The 22,837-nt window shown below is 68.0% G+C and carries 25 protein-coding genes; 8 read left to right on the top strand and 17 right to left on the bottom strand.

Features of this window, described 5'->3' with window-relative positions; all coding sequences use genetic code 11:
- Positions 1–63 precede the first annotated feature (63 nt).
- A complete protein-coding gene (locus tag L0C60_RS09975) occupies positions 64–417 on the top strand; it encodes a type II secretion system protein (RefSeq protein ID WP_243092716.1) in 354 nt (117 codons plus the stop codon).
- Positions 418–572: 155 nt separating this feature from the next.
- Here the strand turns inward: L0C60_RS09975 and L0C60_RS09970 are convergent, their stop codons facing one another.
- Positions 573–1,022 (bottom strand): YbjN domain-containing protein, encoded by a 450-nt coding sequence (locus tag L0C60_RS09970; RefSeq protein ID WP_243092715.1) that lies wholly within the window; start codon positions 1,020–1,022, stop codon positions 573–575.
- A 67-nt stretch (positions 1,023–1,089) separates the two neighbouring features.
- Here L0C60_RS09970 and L0C60_RS09965 point away from each other — a divergent pair, with 67 nt between their 5' ends.
- The gene (locus L0C60_RS09965) at positions 1,090–1,563 is read left to right on the top strand and encodes a DUF1640 domain-containing protein (RefSeq protein ID WP_234505597.1); all 474 of its coding nucleotides are present in this window, start codon (positions 1,090–1,092) and stop codon (positions 1,561–1,563) included.
- Here the strand turns inward: L0C60_RS09965 and L0C60_RS09960 are convergent.
- Positions 1,560–2,672, bottom strand: coding sequence for an NAD(P)/FAD-dependent oxidoreductase (locus tag L0C60_RS09960; protein ID WP_243092714.1), 1,113 nt, complete (start codon positions 2,670–2,672; stop codon positions 1,560–1,562). The two genes, L0C60_RS09965 and L0C60_RS09960, sit on opposite strands and share 4 nt — an antisense overlap.
- Before the next feature lie 60 nt (positions 2,673–2,732).
- On the opposite strand from L0C60_RS09960, the gene icd reads away from it, so the two are divergent.
- Positions 2,733–4,010 carry an NADP-dependent isocitrate dehydrogenase gene (gene icd, locus L0C60_RS09955; protein ID WP_234505583.1) on the top strand — a complete coding sequence of 426 codons (1,278 nt, stop codon included), beginning with the start codon at positions 2,733–2,735 and terminating at the stop codon, positions 4,008–4,010.
- Here icd and L0C60_RS09950 read toward each other — a convergent pair whose 3' ends face one another.
- The 5 genes from L0C60_RS09950 to coaE all read right to left on the bottom strand — a co-directional run bounded on the left by L0C60_RS09950 (position 4,011) and on the right by coaE (position 8,207).
- A complete protein-coding gene (locus L0C60_RS09950) occupies positions 4,011–5,807 on the bottom strand; it encodes an RNB domain-containing ribonuclease (RefSeq protein ID WP_234505580.1) in 1,797 nt (598 codons plus the stop codon).
- 141 nt (positions 5,808–5,948) lie between these two features.
- Positions 5,949–6,491 carry a glycerol-3-phosphate acyltransferase gene (locus L0C60_RS09945; protein WP_234505577.1) on the bottom strand — a complete coding sequence of 181 codons (543 nt, stop codon included), beginning with the start codon at positions 6,489–6,491 and terminating at the stop codon, positions 5,949–5,951.
- Positions 6,491–6,895 (bottom strand): SufE family protein, encoded by a 405-nt coding sequence (locus tag L0C60_RS09940; protein WP_234505574.1) that lies wholly within the window; start codon positions 6,893–6,895, stop codon positions 6,491–6,493. Before L0C60_RS09940 ends, L0C60_RS09945 begins: the two co-directional genes overlap by 1 nt.
- A gap of 9 nt (positions 6,896–6,904) precedes the next feature.
- Positions 6,905–7,597 (bottom strand): SDR family oxidoreductase, encoded by a 693-nt coding sequence (locus L0C60_RS09935; protein WP_234505572.1) that lies wholly within the window; start codon positions 7,595–7,597, stop codon positions 6,905–6,907.
- A 4-nt stretch (positions 7,598–7,601) separates the two neighbouring features.
- The gene (gene coaE, locus L0C60_RS09930) at positions 7,602–8,207 is read right to left on the bottom strand and encodes a dephospho-CoA kinase (RefSeq protein WP_234505569.1); all 606 of its coding nucleotides are present in this window, start codon (positions 8,205–8,207) and stop codon (positions 7,602–7,604) included.
- On the opposite strand from coaE, the gene L0C60_RS09925 reads away from it, so the two are divergent.
- Positions 8,187–9,473, top strand: coding sequence for an HDIG domain-containing metalloprotein (locus L0C60_RS09925; protein WP_234505566.1), 1,287 nt, complete (start codon positions 8,187–8,189; stop codon positions 9,471–9,473). The two genes, coaE and L0C60_RS09925, sit on opposite strands and share 21 nt — an antisense overlap.
- Positions 9,457–10,572 (top strand): AmmeMemoRadiSam system protein B, encoded by a 1,116-nt coding sequence (gene amrB / locus L0C60_RS09920; RefSeq protein ID WP_243092713.1) that lies wholly within the window; start codon positions 9,457–9,459, stop codon positions 10,570–10,572. The genes L0C60_RS09925 and amrB overlap by 17 nt, the downstream gene beginning before the upstream one ends.
- On the opposite strand, the gene rnr is transcribed toward amrB, so the two are convergent.
- From rnr to glmM, 7 genes are all read right to left on the bottom strand, one after another.
- Entirely contained in the window at positions 10,569–12,797 is a 2,229-nt protein-coding gene (rnr, locus tag L0C60_RS09915; protein ID WP_243092712.1) for a ribonuclease R, read from the bottom strand. The two genes, amrB and rnr, sit on opposite strands and share 4 nt — an antisense overlap.
- A 1-nt stretch (position 12,798) precedes the next feature.
- Positions 12,799–14,043, bottom strand: a complete 1,245-nt coding sequence (locus tag L0C60_RS09910; protein WP_243092711.1) for an aspartate aminotransferase family protein — start codon at positions 14,041–14,043, stop codon at positions 12,799–12,801.
- A 4-nt stretch (positions 14,044–14,047) separates the two neighbouring features.
- Positions 14,048–14,446: an acyl-CoA thioesterase gene (locus L0C60_RS09905; RefSeq protein WP_243092710.1), complete on the bottom strand. Its 399-nt coding sequence runs from the start codon at positions 14,444–14,446 to the stop codon at positions 14,048–14,050.
- A complete protein-coding gene (gene rbfA, locus L0C60_RS09900) occupies positions 14,425–14,709 on the bottom strand; it encodes a 30S ribosome-binding factor RbfA (RefSeq protein ID WP_243092709.1) in 285 nt (94 codons plus the stop codon). The genes L0C60_RS09905 and rbfA overlap by 22 nt, the downstream gene beginning before the upstream one ends.
- A gap of 49 nt (positions 14,710–14,758) precedes the next feature.
- Positions 14,759–15,121: a hypothetical protein gene (locus tag L0C60_RS12995; protein ID WP_479729388.1), complete on the bottom strand. Its 363-nt coding sequence runs from the start codon at positions 15,119–15,121 to the stop codon at positions 14,759–14,761.
- A 58-nt stretch (positions 15,122–15,179) separates the two neighbouring features.
- Complete coding sequence (locus L0C60_RS12920) at positions 15,180–15,293, bottom strand: AAA family ATPase (RefSeq protein ID WP_243092708.1); 114 nt, start codon at positions 15,291–15,293, stop codon at positions 15,180–15,182.
- Between the two features lie 114 nt (positions 15,294–15,407).
- Positions 15,408–16,709, bottom strand: a complete 1,302-nt coding sequence (gene glmM / locus L0C60_RS09890; protein ID WP_243092707.1) for a phosphoglucosamine mutase — start codon at positions 16,707–16,709, stop codon at positions 15,408–15,410.
- A gap of 72 nt (positions 16,710–16,781) precedes the next feature.
- Here glmM and L0C60_RS09885 point away from each other — a divergent pair, with 72 nt between their 5' ends.
- Together L0C60_RS09885 and L0C60_RS09880 are read left to right on the top strand one after the other, a co-directional pair.
- Positions 16,782–17,414, top strand: a complete 633-nt coding sequence (locus L0C60_RS09885; RefSeq protein ID WP_341474662.1) for an AzlC family ABC transporter permease — start codon at positions 16,782–16,784, stop codon at positions 17,412–17,414.
- Entirely contained in the window at positions 17,411–17,671 is a 261-nt protein-coding gene (locus L0C60_RS09880; protein WP_234505542.1) for an AzlD domain-containing protein, read from the top strand. The genes L0C60_RS09885 and L0C60_RS09880 overlap by 4 nt, the downstream gene beginning before the upstream one ends.
- Here L0C60_RS09880 and polA read toward each other — a convergent pair.
- From polA to aroE, 3 genes are read right to left on the bottom strand one after another with little or no spacing between them, the layout of a single operon-like run.
- A complete protein-coding gene (polA, locus tag L0C60_RS09875; RefSeq protein ID WP_234505539.1) occupies positions 17,668–20,160 on the bottom strand; it encodes a DNA polymerase I in 2,493 nt (830 codons plus the stop codon). The two genes, L0C60_RS09880 and polA, sit on opposite strands and share 4 nt — an antisense overlap.
- A 3-nt stretch (positions 20,161–20,163) precedes the next feature.
- Complete coding sequence (locus tag L0C60_RS09870; RefSeq protein ID WP_234505536.1) at positions 20,164–20,733, bottom strand: IMPACT family protein; 570 nt, start codon at positions 20,731–20,733, stop codon at positions 20,164–20,166.
- Complete coding sequence (gene aroE, locus L0C60_RS09865) at positions 20,724–21,524, bottom strand: shikimate dehydrogenase (protein WP_234505533.1); 801 nt, start codon at positions 21,522–21,524, stop codon at positions 20,724–20,726. Before aroE ends, L0C60_RS09870 begins: the two co-directional genes overlap by 10 nt.
- 43 nt (positions 21,525–21,567) lie before the next feature.
- On the opposite strand from aroE, the gene L0C60_RS09860 reads away from it, so the two are divergent.
- Positions 21,568–22,836 (top strand): NfeD family protein, encoded by a 1,269-nt coding sequence (locus L0C60_RS09860; protein WP_234505530.1) that lies wholly within the window; start codon positions 21,568–21,570, stop codon positions 22,834–22,836.
- Position 22,837 lies beyond the last annotated feature (1 nt).

Raw genomic sequence — 22,837 nt, 5'->3', positions numbered from 1 at the left:
CATAGCGGCCACTATTTTTTCAGATCCAGGGGATAGGTAGCAACTTGGGTTAGAATAGATCACATGGCGAGCCCAACTAGAGGGTTTACTTTGTTGGAACTCTTGGTTGCCATTTTCATAATTGGTCTTATTGCAACTACTTTTGTGACCAGCCTGTCCACCTCCTGGAAAGCATCCCAGGACCGAGCTGCTCTAACCCACGGCCAAAACGTCTTTAAAGCCGCTTGGGCTTACTTGGCCGAGCAACCCAACCGCCTTGTGGTAACCGGCGACTGCACCCAAGGCTATACGGCGGGAAGCTACTCCGTTCCCCCTCCCGGGGCTACGGTCACCTTCTGCGTAGTACAGGATTTGGGGAATGGAACCCCCCAGGTGGAGGTCGTGAGCGCCAGCGGGCGCAGGTACCGGTTGCCCTAGCAATACCGCTCGCAGAGCCCTAAACCCCAGGCCACCCTTGCCCCTCTCCTGGCAAAGGAGAAGCCCCCTTTCGGGGGCTATTTCGCTTTCTTATCCCTGGACGCTAGGTTCTTGCCGCCCCAGCCGGGGGACAGGGCTGGCGGCTTCCCTTTGGCCTAGGGGCTAAAGCCAATGTGGTCCATGAACTCCGGCAAGGACTCCTCAGCAAAAAGCTCCAAGAAGACCAGCACCGCCCCCAGGCTTACCCCACCCGTAAGGTCCAGGTCCGCCTCCAGCCACACGTCCCCCTCTTCGTCCAGGTAGGCCCGGCTGAAGCGGCGCTCCCGGTTCCAGGCGTTCACCACCTCCCAGGAAGGGGGCTCGTCCAGGGTAAAGCCGGCGCTTAAGGAAAGGATGCCGCACACCTCCTCTTGGCAGTAGTCCAGGTAGAGCCAGACCTTCTTAAGGCCTGCCATCTCCAACCGGTACTCCCCTTGGTCCGTGCGCGCAAAGGGAATGCCCGCCTGGCGCAGGAGAGCTTCCAGGTCCCTCTCGCCAAGCCCCTTCACCACCCCCTGGCCCAGGGCCAGGCCCAAGAGCGCCCAAACCCAAACGAATGCCCGCATGCCAACCCCTTTCCGCCCCGAAGGACTCCCTCATCCTAACCGAACGCCCCGTGCTACTCTAAGGGCAATGACCACGGAGGAACGCCTCTACAAGCTGGAGGGCATTGTGGAGGGGGTCATGGCCACCCTCCCCGACCGGGTTTCCTCCCTGGAGCACCGCATGGACCTCCTGCGGCAGGAGGTGAAGGAGGAAATCGCAAGCCTCCGCCAGGAAGTAAAGGCGGAAATCGCCGGCCTCCGGAGGGAGATGGAGGAGAAATTCACCGGCTTGCGCCAGGAGCTGAAAGCCGATATCGCAAGCCTCCGCCAAGAGGTCAAGGCGGAAATCGCCGCCCTCCAGAGGGAAATGGAGGAGAAGTTTACCGGCCTGCGCCAGGAGATGAAAGCGGAAACCACCAGCCTCCGCCAGGAGATGAAAGCGGAAATCACCAGCCTCCGCCAAGAGGTCAAGGCGGAAATCAACACCGCCCTAAACCGCCTCATGCTCTATTTCACCGCCCTGGCCGCCGCCCTGGCCCTCCTCACCCTCTTTGCCCGCTAGACAATTCCCCTTTCCCGCACAAGCCTTCCCTCCCGGAAGCGCTGGGGGCGGAAGGGGCTTAGGTCCAAGGTCCTCGCCCCCCCGTGGGCGATCTCCTCCGCCATGAGCCGCCCCACCATGGCCGCCTGCTGCACCCCGTGGCCGGAGAAGCCCGCCGCCACCCAAAGCCCCTCCTCCACGGGCCCCAGGAGGGGGTTGGCATCGGGGGTCATCTCGTAATAGCCGAACCAGCTCGCCCTCCGGTCCAGGGCAAGGCCCTCCAGGAAGGGGAAGCGGGCGAGGCCCGCCTCCAAGGTGGGCCCAAGCCAGGCCCAGTCCACCCCCTCCCGGAAGCCCGGGGGCTCGTCCGGGTTGGAGCGGCCCAAAAGGAGCCTTTCCCCCTCGGGACGGAAGTAAAAGCCCGTGGCCAGGTCTATGGTGAGGGGGTAGAGGGGAGCGTGGCCCAGGGGGGCGGTGGCGTAGACCATGCGCCGCACGGGGTAGACGGGAAGGTCCAGGCCCAACCGCCTCCCCACCTCCACCGTCCAGGCCCCGGTGCAGAGGAGGAGGTAGGGGGCCTCGTACCGCCCCTTAGGGGTTTCCACCCACCACACCCCCCCTTCCCGCTTGGCGGAAAGGACGGCCTCCCCGAAGCGCACCTCGGCCCCAAGCCGGCGGGCCTCCCGCAGGTAAAAGCCCGTCATCCCGTGGGGGTCAATGACCCCGTCCAGGGGGCCGTAGGTGGCGAAGGCAAGGCCCTCTTCCCAGAAGGGCACCAGTTCCTGGGCCTCGGGCAGGGAAAGCCGCCGCACGGGCACACCCAGGGCCTCCTGGGTCCTTAGGGCCTCCTCCTGGACTTCCTTTAGGCCTTCTGGCACCAGGAAGAGGTAGCCGATGGGCCGGTAATGGGCCTCCTCCACCTCCCGGTATTCCAGGATGGAATGGTAGGAAAGGAGGACGTTGAGGGGCTCGGAAAACTGCACCCGCACCCCGCCCGCGCTCCTTCCCGTGGAACCTTGGGCGAAGGTGGCCTCCTTCTCCAGGACCAAGACCCTAAGCCCCGCCTCCGCAAGCCGATAGGCGCAGGCCGCCCCCACAATCCCCGCCCCCACCACCATGGCCTCGGGCATAGGAAGAGTCTAGGACACTTTTCCCCCAGGGTAGCGGTATGCTAGGGCCCGGAGGTAGCCATGGGCTACAAACACATCCGGATTCCGGAGGACGGCGAACGGATCACCATCCAAGGGGGCACCTTGCAGGTGCCCGACCGGCCCATCATCGGCTTCATTGAAGGGGACGGCACCGGCCCCGACATCTGGAGAGCGGCCAAGCCCGTCCTAGACGCCGCCGTGGAAAAGGCCTACGGGGGGAAGCGCAAAATCGCCTGGGCCGAAATCTACGCCGGGGAGAAGGCCAACCAGGTCTACGGGGAGCCCATCTGGCTTCCCGAGGAAACCCTGGAGTTCATCCGGGAGTACCTGGTGGCCATCAAGGGCCCCCTGACCACCCCCGTGGGGGGCGGCATCCGCTCCATCAACGTGGCCCTAAGGCAGGAGCTGGACCTCTACGCCTGCGTGCGCCCCGTGCGCTGGTTCCAGGGGGTGCCGAGCCCGGTGAAGCACCCGGAGCTGGTGAACATGGTCATCTTCCGGGAGAACACGGAGGACATCTACGCCGGCATTGAGTGGCCGGCGGGGAGCGAGGAGGTCAGGAAGGTCCTGGACTTCCTCAAGCGGGAGTTCCCCAAGGCCTACGCCAAAATCCGCTTCCCGGAAACCTCCGGCATCGGCCTCAAGCCCGTGTCCAAGGAGGGCACGGAGCGCCTGGTGGCGGCGGCCATTGACTACGCCATCAAGGAGGACCTCCCCAGCGTCACCCTGGTGCACAAGGGCAACATCATGAAGTTCACCGAAGGGGCCTTCCGGGAGTGGGGCTACGCCCTGGCCCGGGAACGGTACGGGGCGGTGCCCCTGGACGGCGGCCCCTGGCACGTCCTGAAGAACCCCCGCACGGGCCGGGAGATCGTCATCAAGGACATGATCGCCGACAACTTCCTGCAGCAGATCCTCCTCCGGCCCGACGAGTACTCCGTCATCGCCACCCTGAACCTCAACGGGGACTACATCTCCGATGCCCTGGCGGCCCAGGTGGGGGGCATCGGCATCGCCCCCGGGGCCAACATCAACTACCAGACGGGCCACGCCGTGTTTGAGGCCACCCACGGCACCGCCCCCAAGTACGCGGGCCAGGACAAGGTGAACCCCAGCAGCGTGATCCTCTCCGGGGAGATGATGCTCCGCTACCTGGGCTGGAACGAGGCGGCGGACCTGATCCTCGCCGCCATGGAGCGCACCATCGCCAAGGGGCTCGTCACCTACGACTTCCACCGCCTCCTGCTGGCGGAGGGCAAGCCCGCCACCCTCCTCAAGACGAGCGAGTTCGGGCGGGCCCTCATTGAGCACATGTAGCTAGACCAGGGCGAAGCGGGCCTCGAGGGCAGCCAGGTCCGCCTCCAGGAAGCGGAGGCGGGCCTCGGCGTTTAGGGGAAGGGGCCGGGGAAGGGCCACCTGGGCGGAAAGGCCGAGCTCGGGGAGGAGGAAGACCCCCTGCCCGCCCCGCCGCTCCACCAAGACCCCCACCCCCTCGTACCCCTCCTCTTGGAGGTAAAGGAGGGTCCAGTGGAGCTTGCTCTTGCGCTCCGCCTCACGCACGGCGTCCGCCACCGCCTCCGCCGCCCCCACCCGCTCCAAAAGCTCCCCTTGGGAAAGGGGCTTCTCCCCTTTGAGCCAGGCCCTCAGTTGCTGGTGGGCCACCAGGTCCAGGTAGCGCCGCAAGGGGCTCGTCACCTGGGCGTAGAGGGGAAGGCCAAGGCCCTTGTGGGGGGCAGGGGTGGCCTTGAGCTGGGCCCGCTTCAGGGTCTTCCGCTGCTCCCACATGGCGGCGAGGCCCTCCCCCTCCACCCTGCGGCTTGGAGCCTCCTGGGTGGCGTAGGGGAAGGGGAGCCCCTCCCGGAAGGCCAGGTGGGCGGCGGCGTAGCCCGCAAGGAGCATGGCCTCCCGCACCCAGATGCGGCTCTCGTAGGGAGGAAGGGGGGTGATGCGCACCCTTTCCCCCTCCACCCGCACCTTCACCTCGGGGAGGGAGATCTCCAGGGCCCCTTGGGCGAGGCGCCGCCTGCGGAAGGCCTCCGCCACCTCCCGCAAGGGGGAAAGCCCGCCATGGCCCAGGGCCTCGGCGTAGGTGAGCCTTTCCACCCGCACCCAGCTCGGGAAAATCCGCTCCTCAAGGAGCTCCCCTTCCTCGGAAACCCAAAGCTCAAAGGTGAGGGCTGGGGAAACCGGTTGTAGGCCCAGGCCCAAAAGGGCCGTGGCCTCCGGGGGAAGCATGGGCACGGTGCCCTCGGGGAGGTAGAGGTTCGCCCCCCGGCGCAGGGCCTCCCGGTCCAGGGGGCTTCCCGGGGCCACCAGGGCGGCCACGTCCGCCACGTGCACCAGGAGGCGGAAACCCCCTTCCACCCGCTCGGCGTAGAGGGCGTCGTCGGGGTCCTGGCTCCCCTCGTCGTCAATGGCGAAGGCGGGGAGGTGGGTGAGGTCCTCCCGCCTTTCCTCGGGCAAGGGGGGAAGGGGGAGGTGGGGAGCCTCGAGGGGCAGGCCAAGCCGCCTGGGGTGGGGGTTTTCCCGCCGCCAAAGGCCGAGGCGGAGGAGAAGGGCGTGGGCCGCCTCGGGGGTTTCGGGGAGGCCCAAGGCCTTCAGCACGGGGCTTTCCTTCCGCTCGCCCCAGGCCAGGGCCTCCACCTCGGCGAGGAGGGGGCGGTCCTCCGGGGCGGGGCTTCCCGCCTTGAGCCGGGCGATGCCCTCCTGGAAGGCCTTTTCCCGGGCCTCCTTCTCCCTTTTGGCCGCAAGCCAGGCGGCGAGCTCCTCCGCGGTGCGGGCCCTAACCCTTTCCCCCTCCAGCACGAACCGCTCCCCCTTCTGGGCAAGGAGGTAGGCCCCCAAGGCCGTCTCGGGCGTGTAGGCCCCGTAGACCAGCTCGGCGAGCTCCTTCAGGCTCACCGCCTCCCCCTGCAGGAGCTCCCACGCCGCCTCCTCCTCCCCGGGGGGCACCTCCAGGGCCAGGCCCGCCGGGCCCGGGTGGAGGAGGAGGACGTCCTTGGGCCGGACCTTGAGCCTTTCCCCCGTGGCCAGGGTGAGCTCCAGCCGGTCGCCCTTTTCCTCGGCCAGGGCGGGCTTGCCTTTGTAGATGACGAGGGCCTGCCTTAAAGGCATACGGGTATCTCCTGTCATAGAAAGAGGGCTAGCCTTCGGGGCTTTATGGCCCCCTTGTTCACCGCCAAGCAATATCCCACGTAAAAACCGGCCACCAAGGCCGCGCCTTCCTAGACTATACCTTCGGGCGGGGTAAGCCACCTAACGTGACCGGTCCTGAAAGAGGCGCAGGGCGACAGGAAGGCCAAGGCCCAGCCCGAAAAAAAGATAGGGCAGGGTCTTCCCCACCCAAGCGGCGAGGATGGGCATGCCTAGGGCCACGGCCAGAAGGGCACGCTGGGGTCTGCGGCTCAAGGAGGCCAGGAGGGCAAAAAGGAAGAGGGCCCCAAAGAGAAGCCTAGGGTCCACCGCCAGGAGCACCCCGGCCCCCGGAACCAAGCCCTTGCCCCCCCGGAAGAGGAGCCACGGCGAAAAGGCGTGCCCCCACACCGCCCCCACGCCCCCGAGAAGCCCCCCTAAGGGGCTTCCCATGGCCCCTTCCCCCAAGGCCACGGAGAGCACCCCCTTGAAGAGGTCCAGGAAGAGGACCATGAGGCCGGGTATGGGCCCCAGGAGGCGGTAGGCGTTCAAAGCCCCCGGGTTACCCGAACCCTCCTGGAGGAGGTTCTTCCCCCGAAGGGCCCCGAACCAGTAGGCGATGGGGAGCCCCCCGAGAAGGTAGCCGAGCAGAAAGGCGAGAAGCATCAGAGGGCCCTGCGCACCTGCTCCTGCAGGCGGAGAAGCGCCGCCTCGAGGCCCCTGAGCCTTAGGGGCGTGAGGATCTCCTCAAGCCCCGCCCCCCGGTAAAAGGAGGGGGGCACGGCCAGAACGGCCTCGGGGGGTTCGCCCTCGAGGCCCTCCTTCAAAATCCCGGCGAAGGCCTTCACCGTGGGGGCCTCGTCGGGAACCATGAAGTGGAGGCGCACCCTTCCCCCCTCCACCTCCGCCCGGAGGAAGAAGGGGGTCTGGCACTCGTGCACCCGCTCCAGCTCCACCCCTTGGGGGGGCGGGGGGACCTTCTTGGCGTACTCCAGGAGGACCTCGGTCTTGAGCTCCTTGGGCAGGGAGCGGATGAGGTCCAGGGCCGCTTGAAGCCTGGGAGGCAACATGTTCTAAGCCTACCCCGCCTTGGCGGGAGGGTGGGTGGGCCTGAGCTCTATCTCGCTCACCAGGGCCCTTTCCGGCATCTCCAGGGCGAAGAGGATGGCCTGGGCCACGTCCTCGGGGGAAAGCTTCCAGGACTGGCCCGGGGTGTTCCCGGCGAAGCCCGTGTCCACCGAGCCCGGCAAAACGTTCACCACCCGCACCCCTTCCTCCCTTAGCTCCAGCATGGCCGCCCCCATGAGGCCCAAGAGGCCGAACTTGCTAGCGTTGTAGGCCGCACCCCCCTTAAAGGGGTTCTTGCCAGCGAGGCTTCCCACGTTCACCACCACGCCCCGCCACCGCTTGAGGGCGGGGAGGGCGGCCTTTAAGCCCAAGAAAGGCCCCAGGAGGTTCACCTCCAAGACCTCCCGCACCTCCGCCTCGGAAAGCTCCGCCACCGGCTTCATGATGCCGATGCCGGCGTTGTTGACCAGGGCGGAAAGCCCACCGAAGGCCTCTTCCAGGGCCGATACGGCCCTTTCCCAGTCCGCAAGCCGCCTCACGTCCCCGGGGAGGGCCATGGCCCCTTCCCCGAGCGCCTCGGCCAAAGCCCGAAGCCTTTCCCCGTCCCGGGCGAAAAGCCCCACCTTGTACCCTTTGGCGTGGAGGAGGCGGGCCGTGGCCTCGCCGATGCCCCGGCTCGCCCCCGAGATGAGCGCCACCCGCATGGCCTTACCTTACCCCAAAGCGCTCCCCGATGTCGGCGAGAACCCGCCTGAGGGCCCCTTCCAGGTCCTCGAGGCTCCCCGCATTCTCCACCACCCAGGTGGCCCGTTTCCTCTTCTCCTCCTCGGGCATCTGCGCCCGTTCCCGGGCCAGGACCTCCTCGGGGCTAAGCCCCGAGCGGGCCACCACCCGCCGAAGGCGTTCCTCCCAGGGGGCGGCCACCAAGAGGGTGGCGTCCAGCCTCCCCTCCCACCCCTTCTCAAAGAGGAGGGGAATCTCCAGGAAGACGAGGGGGGCCTGGAGGCGGGCCAGTTCTTCCTCCAGGAGGCGGCGGATCTCCGGGTGGAGGAGGTCCTCCAGGGCCCGAAGCTTCTCCGGGTGGGCGAAGACGAGCCTCCCCAAGGCCCTCCGGTCCAGGGCCTCGCCCCGAAAGGCCTCGGGGAAAAGGCGCCTAAGCTCCTCCTTCTTGTTCTCCCTGGCCCTTTCCGCCAGGAGGTCCAGGTCCAAGACGGGGTAGCCCCAGGCTCTAAGGAGGCGGGCCACGGTGCTTTTGCCGCTCCCGATGTTGCCGGTGATGCCGATAATGATGGGGTGCTTCGCCTGGTGCGCCATAGGGACTTCCCCTTTTATACCCCCAAGGGGGCCTTCCCCGTGGGAGGGGCTCTTCGGGACCTCCTCTTGGGCCTTAGGCCCAAGGACCTGGACTACGTGGCCATGGACCCGGAAAGGGCGGCGAAGGAGGCCCAAGGCCGCCTTGGGGGAAGCCTCTTCCCCTTGGATGCGGCGCGGGGCCACTACCGCCTGGTGGCCCAGGGCCTCACCCTGGACTTCACCCCCCTGGAAGGGAGCCTAGAGGCCGACCTCCTCCGGCGGGACTACCGCCTGAACGCCCTCCTCTGGAAAGACGGGGCCATCTTCGGCCTGGAAGGGGTGGAAAGGGACCTAAAGAAGAGGGTCCTGGTGCCCGTCAAGGAGGAAAACCTCTACGCGGACCCCCTCCGGAGCCTCCGGGGCGTGCGGCTTGCCGCCACCTTAGGCCTGGGCCTCCCCGAGGCCACCCGGGAGGCCCTCCGCCGCCACGCCCGCCACCTCCAGGCCCACCCCGAGGCCCTCCCCGCTCGGGAAAGGGTGCAGGAGGAGCTCGCCAAGCTCCTCCTTTCCCCCCGGGCGGCCTTCGGCCTCGCCCTCCTGGAGCGGCTTGGGCTCCTGGCGGTCTACCTCCCCGAGCTCACCCCCCTCGTGGGCCACGTCCAGGGCGGGGTGCACCACCTGGACGCCTGGCGGCACACCCTCTCCGTCCTCTTCCACCTCCTCTGGCTCTGGCCCCACGCCCCCCTCGAGGCCCGCCTGGCCGCCCTCTACCACGATGTGGGGAAGCCCCTCACCCGCCGGTTTGACCCCGAGGTGGGGCGGTACCGCTTCCTGGGCCATGCGGACGTGGGGGCCGAGGTGGCCAAGGCGGCCCTTTCCTGGCTCCGCTTCCCCAAGGAGGTGCAGGAGAAGGTGGCCGCCCTGGTGCGCCGGCACATGGACCGCCCCCCCGAGGAGAAAGGGGCCCTCCGCCGCTTCCTCCTCAAGCGCCAAGACCTCCTCCCCCACCTCCTCTACCTCATGGCGGCGGACCGCCTGGGGGCCAAAAAGGTGGAGGCGGAGGCCTGGGAACTCCTAGAGCGCTTCCAGGAGGCCATGGCAGAACCCTTGCCGCAAAAGCCCCTCCTCTCCGGGGAGGAGGTCATGGCCCTTTTGGGCCTAAGGCCGGGCCCCGAGGTGGGAAGGGCCCTCGAGGCCCTCCTCCTCGCCCAGGCGGAGGGGAGGGTGGGAAGCCGCGAGGAGGCGGAGGCCTTTCTCCTATATTGGAAGGGTGGAAGGCCGGCTTAGGCTACGCACGCCCGAGATCACCCCCATAGAAGGGGGCTTCCTCCTGCGGGACCCTTACGGGGTCTACGAGAAGCCCCTGGCCCTCACGGAGGGGGGGCTTTTCCTCCTCTCCCTCATGGAGGGGCGCACCCTGGAGGAGGTGCGGGAGGAGGTCTTCAAGGCCCACGGGGTCATCGTGCCTTTGCAAGAGCTAGAGGAGCTCGCCCGCGCCCTGGAGGAGGCGGGGCTTCTCCTCACGGAAAAGGTGGAGGCGAGGCTCAAGGAGGAAGAGGAAAAGCTCAAGCGGGAAAGGCCCATGCGCCTCGCCGGGCTCTCCTACCCGGAAAGGGAGGAGGAGGCCCGGGCTTTTTTGGAAGCCTTCCGGGCCAGTTTCTCGGGGGAGGCTCCGCCCGCTAGGGCCCTCCTCCTCCCCCACCTGGAGCCAAGCCGCGTGCCCGAGGCCTACGGGGCGGCCCTGGCCAGCCTGGAAAGAACCCCGCCCCCCGAGCGCATCTACCTGGTGGGGGTGGCCCATAGGCCCCTGAAGGAACGGGCGGCCGCCCTCCCCGTGCCCTTCCACACCCCCTTTGGCCCGGCGGAGCCGGACCTCCCCGCCCTCCAGGCCCTGGACGCCCTCCTGCCCTTTGAGCTCTTCAACACCCCCTTGGCCTTCCGGGAGGAGCATAGCCTAGAGCTTCCCCTCTTCTTCCTCAAAGGGCTTTTCCCCAAGGCCCGCTTCCTCCCCCTCCTGGTGGGGCAAAGGACGGCGGCCTTGGGCGAGGCCCTGAAGGCGGTCCTTTCGGAGCACCCGGGCCTTTTGGTCCTGGCGGTGGACCTCTCCCACGTGGGGCCCCGCTTCGGGGACAAGCCCCTCTCCCGCCCCCTGGCGGAGGAGGCGCGGCGGCGGGATTTGGGCTTCCTGGGGCGCCTGGCCCAAGGGGAGCCGGAGGCCGCCTTGGCCCACCTGGGGGCGAACCCTACCCGGGTGGACGCCACGGAGGTGGTGGCGAGCCTCAGCCCCCTCCTCCAGGGCCAAAAGGGCGAGGTCCTGGCCTGCCGCCTGGACCTCGAGGCCCCCACCCTAAGCGCCGTGGGGGCGGGCACCCTGGCCTTTGCCTAGCGGCGCCGGCGCCGCTTCCGGGCCCGGGTGTCCACGGGACGGGTTTCCCGGTTTTCCCTGGGTTGCCACTCCCCAAAGTACACCGTTTCCACGGTGGCCCGCTCGGGCCGCGTGTCCCGCGCCTTTTCCTTGGGTGGTCCTACCACTTTGCGCATATCCACCTCCTTTCCCCTAGCCCCCTTCTTGGGGGCCTCTTCTTCCCGGTAGGGCACCAGGTCAATCTGCCGTAGCCGGGGGTTGGCGCCGGCGATCACCACCTCCATCTCGTCCCCCAGGCGGATGCGCTTCCCCTTGGGGCCCAGGAGGGCCAGGGCCTCCTCGCTATAGGTGTAGGGCCCGAGGGCCTCGAGGCGCACCAGGCCCTCCACCCCGTTTTTCAGCGTGACGAAGGCCCCGAAGCCCGCCACCCCCGTCACCTTCCCCGTGAAGCGCTCCCCCACGTGGAGCTCCGCCCACTTGGCCATGTAGTACTTGGTGAGCTCCCTCTCCGCCGCCTCCGCCTTGCGCTCCCTCTCCGAGGCGTGCTCGGCGATGGCGGGAAAGGTTTCCAGCCAGCGGGCCTTCTTGGCCGGAGTCAAGGTGCGGCGCAGGGCAGCCCGGAGCACCCGGTGCACCACCAGGTCCGGGTAGCGGCGGATGGGGCTCGTGAAGTGGAGGTAGTGCTCCATGGCAAGGCCGAAGTGACCCAGGTTCTCGGCGGCGTAGCGGGCGAGGCGCAAGGAGCGGAGGACCAGATTGGCCACCACGGGCTCCTCGGGACGGCCCTTGGCCTGGAGCAGGACCCGTTGCAAGGCCTGGGAGGAAACCTCCTCGGGCAAGGTGTAGCCGAGCCGGGCCAGGGCCAGGCGGAGCTTGCCATAGGCTTCCTCCAAGGGCTCCTCGTGCACCCGGAAGAGGCCAGGAAGGCCCTTCTTCACCAGGTACTCGGCCACCGCCTGGTTGGCGAGGAGCATGAGCTCCTCAATGAGGCTCCGCGCCCTGGGCTCCTCCTGGGGGATGAGGTGGAGGGTCCCCTCCTCCACCTCCACCTTCACCTCGGGGAAGCTAAAGTCCAGGGCCCCGGCGGCCAAGCGCTTTTCCCTAAGCCGCCCCGTGAGGTCAAGGAGGAGCTTCAGGTCCTCCGCCAAGAAGGCGTGATGGTCGGGCAGGCCAAACCCCTCGGCGAAGGCCTCCACCTCGGTGTAGGTGAGGCGGGCCACGCTCCTTATGACCCCTTCGGCGAAGCGGACCCGTTGGACCTTTAGGTCCTCCGTGAGGTCAAAGAGGACGGAAAGGGTGAGGCGGTCCTCCCCAGGCTTCAAGGAGCAGACCCCGTTGGAAAGCCTCTCCGGGAGCATGGGCAGGACCCGGCCCGGCAAATAGACGCTCGTCCCCCGGAGGAAGGCCTCCTGGTCCAAGGGGCTTCCCTCCTTCACGTAGTGGGAAACGTCGGCGATGTGGACGCCCACCCGGTAACCCCGGGGAAGCCTCTCAATGTGGATGGCGTCGTCAAAGTCCTTGGCGTCCACCCCGTCAATGGTGAAGACCCGAAGGGAGCGGAAGTCCTGCCGCCTCCTAAGCTCCGCTTCCGGGATCTCCAGGGGAATGGCCTCCGCCTCCTTGAGGACCTCCTCGGGGAACTCCGCCCTCAGGCCGTACTTGGCGATGACCGCCTCGGTCTCCGTCTCCGGGGCGTCCCCTTCCCCCAGGTACTCCAAGAACTCCCCGTAAGGGCGCTTGCCGTAGTGGACCTTCACCACGATGCGGCTTCCCCGCTTGAGGCCGTGGAGCCCTTCCGGGAGAAGCCTGAGCTCGGGGAGGCCCGGCTCGTCGGGGACGAGGACGGCGTAGCCCCGGCGGAAGTCCAAGGTGCCCACCACCCGCTCCCTGGCCCGCTTGAGCACCCGCTCCACCACGCCCCAAGGCCTGCCGTCCCGCCCCGGGGGCATGATGCGGGCCTCCACCAGGTCCTCGGGCCAGGCGTCCAGGGTGTAGCCAGGGGGGATGAAGAGGTCCTTTTCCGGAAGCCGCACGAAGCCGTAGCCGTCCCGGTGGAGGCTAAGGGAGCCCACCACCTTGGCGGGGAGGAAGTACTGGCTTCCCCGCTTCTCCAAAAGCCCTTCCCGCACCAAAGCCTTGAGGTAGGCTTTGGCCTCGCGCTTTTCCAGGCCGAAGCGCCTGAGGATCTCCTCCAGGCGGTGGGGCCTACCCGTCTTTTTGAAAAACTCTAGAAGTGTTTCTTGCATTCTAACCTAGGAGGCCCTCCAAGGCCTTCTCCGTGGCCTTCAAGCTCTCGGAGAGGGCGGACAGGGCCTCGTCCACGTGTTCCTTGCCGATGATGAGCGGGGGCTCGAGGCGCACCACCTTGGGGTTGTTGAGGCCGAAGGCGGTGATGACCCCCCGCTCGGCCAGCTCCGCCACCACCAAGGCCCCGATGTCGGCGTCGGTGAACTCTATGCCCAGCATCAGCCCCCGGCCCCGCACGTCCTCTATGAGGTGGGGGAACTCCGTTTGCAGGGCCTTGAGCCCCTCCATGAGGTAGCCCCCCACCTCCAAGGCCCTCTCGGGAAGCCTCTCCTCCAAGGTGACCTCAATGGCCGCCAGGGCCGCCGCCGCCGCCAGGGGGTTGCCGCCGAAGGTGGAGGAGTGGTAGAGGGGGTTTTGCTTGAAGACCTCAAAGACCTCCCGCCGGCCCACGCAGGCCCCGATGGGCATCACCCCACCCCCTAAGGCCTTGGCTAGGGTCATGAGGTCGGGGGAAACCCCTTCCCAGTCCACCCCAAAAAGCTTCCCGGTGCGGCCGAGGCCGGTCTGCACCTCGTCGGCGATCATGAGGACGCCCCGCCTTTGGGTAAGCTCCCTGACACCCCTCAGGTACCCTTCCGGGGGAACCCGGATCCCCCCTTCCCCCTGGATGGGCTCCACGATGACGGCGGCGGTTTCCTCGTCTATGGCAGCCTCCAGGGCCTCGAGGTCCCCATAGGGCACCACCTTGACCCCGGGAAGGAGGGGTTTGGCGGGGTCCTGGTACTCGGGCTTGGGGGTGAGGGAAAGGGCCCCCATGGTCTTGCCGTGGAAGCCCCCTTGGGTGGTGACGATGCCGGGCTTCCCCGTGTAGGCCCGGGCCAGCTTGATGGCCGCCTCCACCGCCTCGGCCCCAGAGTTGCCGAAGAAGACCATCTCCAGGCCCTCGGGGGTGATCTCCGCCAGTTTGGCGGCAAGCCGGGCCGTGGGCTCGGAAACCAGAACCCGCACGGACATGGGCATGCGCCTCAGTTGGGCCTCCACCGCCGCCACCACCTTGGGGTGGCGGTGCCCCAGGTTCAGGGTGCCGTAAAGCCCCAGGAAGTCCAGGTAGCGCTTGCCCGTGGTGTCCCAGACGTAAGGGCCTTCGGCGTGGGACTCAATGCGGTCAAGGCCGGTAAAGCGGAGAAGCCCAGCGAGCCCAGGGTTGATGTGCCGTTCAAAGAGGGTGAAGGGGTCCATGCCCAAAATGCTACCCTAAGTGTAGCACACTCAAGGCTTGGTAGAGGTCCTCCGGAATACGCCCCGCCCTTTCCCCCACCTGGCAGACGTGGCGGGTGTAGCCCTCCGCCAAGAGCAGGCCCTCCCGCTCCACCCGGTAGGCGAAGCGGAGGTCGCGCCGGGAAAGGCCGGCAAGCCGGGTTTTCACCGCCACCACCTCGCCGAAGTGGGCCGGGGCGCGGAAGGTGAGGCCAAGCTCCACCACGGGGAAATAGACGCCCCGGGCCTCAATGGCGTGGTAGGGAAGCCCCGCTTGCTCCAGAAAATCCACCCGGGCCGCCTCCAGGTAAACGGCGTAGACGGAGTGGTGCACCACCCCCATCTGGTCGGTTTCGGCGTAGCGGACCTTTAGGAGGGTTGTGGTCTCCATGGCACAAACGCTAGCCGGGGCAGGCGGCGGAGGCGCACCCTTTCCGCCAGGGCGGAAAGGAGCCTCCCCTTGGCGTGCTCCAAGGCGGCCAGGGCCTTTTCCTCCTCGGCGAAGGCCTCCACGTAGACGGTGAGGACCTGCCCGTCGGGGGAAAGCCGCACCGCCTCCACGGTGAGGAGGAAGAGCCGGGGGTCCTCGAGGCCCTGGAGGGCCTCGGCCAGGGCCCGCTTCAGGCGCTCCTCCAAATGGGCCCGGCCGTACATGGCCTTAGCTTATCCCAAGCCTTGGGGAAGGGTATCCCCATCCGCACCCCTATCCACCCCGCCAAAGGGTTTCCATCAAGGCCTTGAGGGGCGTGGCCCAAACCCCCTCCCACGGGGGAAGGCCTCTTTCCCGGGGTAGACCACCTAGGCCGCCTGGGGGGGACAGGCTCCGCTTCCCCTCCACCGCCACCCACCTCCCCCTCGGGCAAGACGCGCAGGAGGTTTTCCAGGACAAAGCCCTCGCAACTCGCCCCCACCACGGGGTGGGCCAGCAGGGCCTCGAGGTCGGGGATGTGGAGAAGGGCGCGCACCAGACCGCTATCGGGTAGATCTTGGGCGACCTCACCAGGCGCTTGCCCACGTTGGCCTGCAAAGGCGGAAGGCGCCGGAGCAGGTAAAGGTCTACCAGCACGTCCAAGTAGGGGTTGACCGTGCGCCCATCCAGGCCCAGGTTTAGCCCTCCAGATCGCTTAGCCGGGCCGGTCCGCCTCGGACTCCAATTCCAGATAGAGGGCCTTCCGCTCCTCCCCCACCGCCAAGGCCAAGGTGGTCTTGCCCACCTGCCGGGGTCCTGTGAGGACCACCACCGGGACCTCTTCCAGGCGGGCATGGAGGAGGGGTCGGAGGCGGCAGGGTACCCTATCCTTGCTAATTGGGCATTGCGACGCTAAAAACGCAAGGATAACCCTTGGGGCTCCTCACCCCTGGTCCAAAGCCCTCACCAGGGCGGCGAGCTCCTCGGCCAAGCCCTCCGCCCCCTCCTCCGCCTCCACCATGACCCGCACCAAGGGCTCGGTGCCCGAGGGGCGCACGTTCACCCGGCCCCTCCCTTGGAGCCTGGCCTCGGCCTCGGCCACCGCCTCCTTGAGCCTGGGATGGGCCACCACCTTGGCCTTATCCGCCACCTTCACGTTGAGCAGGACCTGCGGGTAGAGGGGAAGGGCCTCGTACCAGTCGGCCAGGTCCCCGCCCATGCGCTTTAGGGCCCCTAACACCATGAGGGCGGTGAAAAGCCCGTCCCCCGTGGTGTGGTGGCGGCGGAAGATCACGTGCCCCGAGGGCTCCCCCCCAAGGTAAAGGCCCTTTTCCTTGAGCATCTCCAGCACGTACCGGTCCCCCACCTGCGCCCGGTGGAAGGCGATGCCCCTTTCCTTGAGGGCCACCTCGAGGCCCATGTTGCTCATCACAGTCCCCACCACCCCTTTCTCCCCAAAGGCCAAGGCGGCCAGGTAGAGGACGTGGTCCCCGTGGAAGAGGCGGCCCCTCCGGTCCACGAAAAGGGCCCGGTCCCCGTCCCCGTCAAAGGCGATGCCCAGGTCCAGGCCCAGCTCCACCACGAAGCGGCTTAGGGCCTCCGGGTGGGTGGAGCCGCACCCCTTGTTGATGTTGCGCCCATCGGGGGTGTTGAAGAAGGCCATGACCTCAGCCCCCGCCCTCTGGAAGAGCTTCGGCCCCACCCGGTAGGTGGCCCCGTGGGCCAGGTCCAGGCCCACCTTGAGGCCCGAAAGGTCCGGGGCATGTTCCAAGAGGAAGTCCAGGTACATCCTTTCCGCTTCCCGGAAGTCCCCCACCGTGCCGATGCCCCGGGTGGGGTGGGCCTCCTCCAGTAGCGCCTCTATGGCCTCCTCCGCCTCGTCGGGAAGCTTCTCCCCAGCGGGGCCAAAGAACTTGATGCCGTTGTCCTGGTAGGGGTTGTGGCTCGCCGAGATCATGGCCCCGGCGGTGGCCCCAAGCCGCCTCGTGAGGTGGGCCACCCCCGGGGTGGGGAGCACCCCCAGGTGCTCCACCCGCACCCCTTGGGAAAGGAGGCCTGCCGCCAAGGCGGCCTCCAGGAGGTCCGAGGACTCCCGGGTGTCCTTGGCGAGGAGGACCACCGGCCTCGCCGCTTCCTTCCGGAAGTACGCCCCCGCCGCCTGGCCTAGCCTCAGGACGAACTCCGGGGTAAGGGGGTGCTTGCCCGCCTCCCCCCGCACCCCATCCGTACCGAAGTAGCGCCTCATCCGGCCCACTATACCCCACCCCCTTTATAAAATCCCCCCATGGCCGCCCTCCCGCCGTCCACACCAAGCCCTTTGCGCCAGGGGCTTCTCGCCGCCTGGCCCGTGGCCTTGGGGTACTTCCCCGTGGCCGTGGCCTTCGGCATGGCCGGAGCGAGCGCGGGGCTTGCCCCCTGGGCCGTAGCGCTCCTTTCCCTCTTTGTCTTCGCCGGGGCGAGCCAGTTCGCCTTCCTCGGCCTCCTGGCGGAAGGAGCCTCCCCCTGGCTCGCCGTAGGGGTGGCCCTTCTCCTAAACCTGCGCCACGCCTTCTACGGGCCAGCCCTTAGACCTTACCTGGCAGGCCATCCCGTCCTGGCCTTTTTCCTTACCGACGAGGTCTTCGCCGTGGCCCTAAAGTCCCTTCCCGGCCTTCCCGAACCCGCCCGCACGGGGTTTTTCCTAGGCCTCGGCCTCGGGGCCTATTTGGCCTGGAACCTGGGCACCCTCCTGGGCGTCTTCGGCGCCGCCGGGCTAAAAGGGCTCCCGGGGGCGGAGGAAGGCCTTTCCTTTGCCCTCCCCGCCCTTTTCCTGCTCCTCGCCCTGCCCCATTTGCGGAACCCCGTGGCCCTGGGCGCCGGGCTTTTGGCCTTCGCCCTCCACCTCCTGGGCCAGACCGCCTGGGGGCTCGTCTTGGCGGGCGTCTTGGGCTTCTTGTGGAGGCGGCCTTGATCCCCATCCTGGTTCTGGCCTTGGGCACCCTTCTCCTCCGCTATCTCCCCTGGCGGGGGGAAAGGGGCCCTTCCCCGGGCCAGGCGGGGCCCGCCTTGGCGGTGGCCCTCTTCCTGGTATCCGCCTTCGGGCCGCCCCCCTCTTGGCTTTGGGCCAAGACCCTGGCCGCCCTTCTTGTGGTTTCCTTGGCCTTTCGGCTTTCCCGCCGCCTAGGGCTGAGCGTCCTCCTCGGGATGGCGGCCTACGCCCTCTTCTAGCCCTTGGCGGAAAGCCAGTCCTCCCCGATGCCCACCTCCACCTCCAGGGGCACGGCCAGGGGCCAGACCCCCTCCATGACCTCCTTGGCCAGGGCCGCCGCCGCCTCCGCCCGCTCCTTGGGCGCCTCCAGGAGGAGCTCGTCGTGCACCTGGAGGAGCATCCGCGCCCCCACCTCGGGAAGCCTGGGGAAAAGCCTCACCATGGCGAGCTTCATCAGGTCGGCGGCGGTGCCCTGCACGGGCATGTTAAAGGCCATGCGCTCCGCCGCCTCCCGCACGCTCTTTACCCGGGCGTTGAGGTCGGGCACGTAGCGCCTGCGGCCGAAGAGGGTTTCCACATACCCCCTCTGCCGCCCCTCCTCCAGGGTCCTTTCAATCCAGGCCTTCACCTTGGGGTAGCTCTGGAAATAGCGGTCAATGAAGGCCACCGCCTCCTCGTAGGGGATGCTGAGCTCTTGGGAAAGCCGATGGGCGGACATGCCGTAAAGGACGCCGAAGTTGATGGTCTTGGCCGCCCGGCGCATGAGGGGGTCTATGGCCTCCGCCGGCAGGCCGAACATCCAGCTCGCCGTCTGGGTGTGGATGTCCCGGCCCTCCTGGAAGACCTGGATGAGGTTCTCGTCCCCCGAGAGGTGGGCCAGGACCCTGAGCTCAATCTGGCTATAGTCCAGGGCCACGAGCAGGTACCCCTCCTCGGCCACGAAGGCCCGGCGGATCCTTTGGCCCAAGGGGGTGCGCACGGGGATGTTCTGCAGGTTGGGGTCGGAGCTGGAAAGGCGGCCCGTGGCCGTGGCCGTCTGGTTGAAGCGGGTGTGGAGCCGCCCCGTCTTGGGGTGGACCAGGGCGGGAAGGGGGTCAATGTAGGTGCCCTTGAGCTTGGCCAGTTCCCGGTACTGAAGGATCTTTTCCACGATGGGGTGGGCCTCCCGCAGGGCCTCGAGGACGGCGGCGCTCGTGGAGCGCTTCCCAGTCTTCTCCGTCTTGCCGATGGGGGGAAGGCCGAGCTCGTCAAAGAGCACCCTTTCCAGCTGGTCGCGGGAATTGAGGTTGAAGGGGTGGCCCGCCAGGCGGAAGACCTCCTCCTCCAGGCGGCGCATCTCCTCCGCCACCTCCAGGGAAAGGGCCTTGAGGTAGGCCACGTCCAGCCTCACCCCCGTGGCCTCCATGTGGGCGAGGACCCGGGAGAGGGGCTTTTCCACCTCCTCGTAAAGCCAAAGGAGCTTCTCTTCCCCTCTCAAGCGCCCAAGGAGGTTCTCGTAGAGCCTTTCGGAAAGCACCGCCCGCTCCCCCGCCTCCTCCGTCCACTCCCCCCCATACCGCCGGGCCACGCCCTCGGGGGTGGTGTTGGAGGGGTCCAGGAGGTAAGCGAGGAGCATGGGGTCGTCCGTGGGGGGAAGGTCCAGGCCCTCCCTTAGGGCCAAGACGGCGAGGTCCTTGGCAAGAAGCCCCCGCACCTCCTTCAGGCCCCTTAGGGCCCCATAGGGCTCCTCCGCCCGGTAAACCCGGCCCTTGGCGCTCGCCGCCAAGGCAAGAAGCTCCGCCCACATGGGCTCGGGCCGGGAAAGGCGGTAGCCCAAAAAGGCCCCTTCCGGCGGCGGCCATGGGGCCTCCTCCGCCGGAAGGGGGCTTTCCAGGAGGCCGAACTCGTGGAGGAGGCTTCCAAACTCAAGCCGCTCCAAGAAGGCCTTAAGCCCTTCCCTATCGGGCTCCCGCCGCTTTTTAAAGTCCACCTTCAAGGGGAGGTCCGTGCGCACCCGGGAAAGCTCCTGGGAGAGCCTGAGGTCGTCCAGGTGGGCGAGGATCTTCTCCCTTACGGAAGGAGGCTTCACATGGTCCAGGTTCTTGAGGAGGTTTTCCAGGCTCCCCCACTCCTTGAGGAGCTTCAGGGCGGTCTTCTCCCCGATTCCCTTCACCCCGGGGATGTTGTCGGAGGGGTCGCCGGCCAGGGCGCGGAAGTCCACCCACTGCTCCGGCTTCAGACCGTACCGCTCCCAAAGCCACCCCGGGGTGATGAGGTGCCCTTCCGGGTGGAGGACGGCGATGCGGTCCGAAAGGAGCTGGAAGAGGTCCCGGTCGGCGGTGAGGATGCGCACCTCGTACCCTTCCCGCTCCGCTTGCTTGGCCAAGGTGGCGAGGACATCGTCCGCTTCAAAGCCCGGGACCTCGAGGCGCTCCAGCCCCAAGAGGTCCACCAGCTCCTTTATGAGGGCGAGCTGCCGGGGAAAGTCCTCCGGGGTGGGGGCCCGGCCCGCCTTGTAGGCCTCGTAGGCCTCGTGGCGGAAAGAGGGGGCCTTGGCGTCAAAGACCACGATGACCACGTCCCCGTCCTCCTTCAGGGCCTTGAGGAGGCTTTTGGCGAAGCCGTAGACCCCTTGCACCGGCTCGCCCCGGCTCGTGGTGAGCCCTTTGAGGGCGAAAAAGTTGCGGTAGGCCAGGTGGTGGCCGTCCACCAGGAGCACCCGGCCCTTGGGCTCAAAGAGGGGAAGCATCCCTCACATTCTACGGGCCTTCCCCCGGGTGGCCTCCCGTAGCGCCGCCTCCAGGGAAGGGAGGGCCTCCTGGGGAAGCCGGAGGCGCAGGAGAACCCCCTCCTGGCCGTGGCTTTCCCCCACCACCTGGTCCCGCACCAAGGGGTAGACCCGGCCTAGCTCGGCGAAGGGGACGAGGAAGGTGGCCTCCGCCCACTCCACCCAGGGCACCTTTTTCCCCCACCTGAGCGCCTCCGCCGCCACCCCCCCGTACGCCCGCACGAGCCCCCCGGCCCCAAGCTTGACGCCGCCAAAGTAGCGCACCACCAAGACCGCCACCCCGTCCAGGCCCTGGGCCTCAATGGCGTGGAGGATGGGCTTGCCCGCCGTTCCCGTAGGCTCCCCATCGTCCGAGAAGCGGTAAAGGTGGCCGATCTTGTAGGCGAAGCAGTTGTGGGTGGCCGCCTCCTCCCGGTTTCGTTCCAAAAAAGCCCGGGCCTCCCCTTCCGAGGCCACGGGCGCCGCCTTGGCGATGAAGCGGCTTTTCTGGATGGTTTCCTCGTGGAAGACGGGCTCGGCCAGGGTCAGGCGCATGGCTCCCCTAAGGCCTTTAAGGCCGCCTCCTCCATGCCCTTGGGGTCGGGGAGGAGGCCCGTCCAGATGCGGAAGGCCAAGGCCCCCTGCCAGGCCAGCATGGGAAGCCCGGTCTGCACCCTTAACCCCTGGGCCTTCGCCTCCTTGAGGAAGCGGGTCCAAAGGGGCCTGTAGACCAGGTCCACCGCCGCCCCCTCCTCGGGGAGGAGCGCTTCGGGAAGGGGGGTGGCCTCGGGATCCTCCAGGCCCACCCGGGTGGCGTTCACGAGAAGCCGGGCCCTCCTGGCCCACGAGAGGGGCACGGCCTTCAGGCCGAACTCCGCCGCCAAGGCCTCCGCCCGCTCGGGGGTGCGGTTCCAAACCCAGACCTCGAGGCCCGCCTCCCTAAGCGCCCAAGCCACGGCCCGCCCCGCCCCCCCCGCCCCCAGGACCAGGGCGGGGCCCTCGAGGGGTATCCCCCCCGCCTCCAAAGCGGCCAAGAACCCGGGGGCGTCCGTGTTGAAGCCAAGAAGCCTCCCCTCCACCTGGAGCACGGTGTTCACCGCCCCAATGGCCTTGGCCTCCGGGGAAACCCAGTCCAAGTGGGCCAAGGCCGCCTCCTTCAGGGGAATGGTGAGGTTCACCCCCCGAAAACCCCGCCGCACCGCGGAAAGCCTATCGGGCAAGGCCTCCGAAGGGGTCTCCCAGGCCTCGTAGCTCCCCCTAAGGCCCAGGCTTTCCAGGGCGTAGCGGTGCATGGCCGGGGAGAGGGAGTGGGCCACGGGGTGGCCCAGGACGGCAAGGCGCAACATCCCCTTCAGCATAGCCCACACTCCTTCCCGGGGGCCGTATAGAATGAGGGCGGTGAAAAGGCTCCTAGCCCTAGCCTTCCTCCTCTCCCTGGCATGGGGGAAGACCTACCTCATCCCCATCCAAGGGGAGATTGACCCGGCCCTGGCGGTCTTCGTGGAAGAGGCCCTCTCCCGGGCGGAACGGGAAGGGGCAAGCGGCGTGGCCTTCCTCATAGACACGCCGGGGGGCCGGGTGGACGCCGCCATCCGCATCACCGACCGCATCCTGCAAACCCCCCTCCCCACCCTGGCCGTGGTGCAAAACGCCTTCTCCGCCGGGGCCCTCATCGCCCTCGCCTGCCGCCAGGTGGCCATGCTCCCAGGCTCGGAGATCGGGGCCGCCCTGCCCCTGGTGGCCCCGCCCCTCGGCCAGCCCCAGGCGGCGGACCAGAAGGTCATCTCCGCCCTCAAGGGCAAGTTCCGCGCCGTGGCCGAGGCCCGGGGGCGGCCCACGGAGCTCGCCGAGGCCATGGTGGACCCCAACGTGGAGGTCCCCGGGCTTTCCGCCAAGGGAGAACCCCTAACCCTCTCCGCCGACAAGGCGGTGGAGCTCAAGGTGGCGGACTTCAAGGCGGCAAGCCTCCCAGAAGCCCTCAGGCAGGCGGGCCTCAGCCCGGAAACGGAGCGCCTGGAGCCGGGGCCTAGGGTCCAGGTGGCCCGCTTCCTCACGAGCTCCGCCGTGGCCGGCCTCCTCCTCGCCCTTGGGCTTCTCCTTCTCCTCATAGAGCTCTTCACCCCGGGCTTTGGCGTCATGGGGGCCTTGGGCCTCGCCTTCTTGGCCCTTTACTTCGCCGGGGGGTGGCTTGCGGGGCTTTCCGGGGCCTTTGAGCTCCTCCTCTTCTTCCTGGGGGTGGTGCTCCTTTTGGCGGAAGCCTTCCTCTTCCCCGGCTTTGGCCTGGCCGGGGCCTTGGGCGTGGGGTCCATTCTGGCCTCCGTCTACTTCACCTTCGGGGAGAACGCCCTTTTGGTCCTGGCCATCGCCGTGATCGCCTTGGGGCTTGGCCTCCTGGTGGTCTTCCGCTACCTGCCCAGGACGCGGCCCGCCCGGGCCTTGGTGTTGGAAAGCGCCATCGCCGCCCACGCCACGGAGGAAGCGGTGGAGGTGGGCTCGGTGGGGGTAGCCCTCACCGACCTCCGCCCCGGGGGCGTGGGGCGGTTTGGCGCCAAGCGCGTGGACGTGGTGGCCCACCGGGGCTTCATCCCCAAGGGCACGGCCATACGGGTGGTGGAGGTGCGGGGTCCCACGGTGCTGGTGGAACCTTTGGAGGAATAGT

Origin of the sequence: Thermus hydrothermalis (assembly GCF_022760925.1) — a bacterium.
GTDB classification, from domain to species: Bacteria; Deinococcota; Deinococci; order Deinococcales; family Thermaceae; genus Thermus; species Thermus hydrothermalis.
The sequence above is the reverse complement of the archived record's forward strand: the minus strand, read 5'-3'. Positions and strand labels throughout refer to the sequence as shown.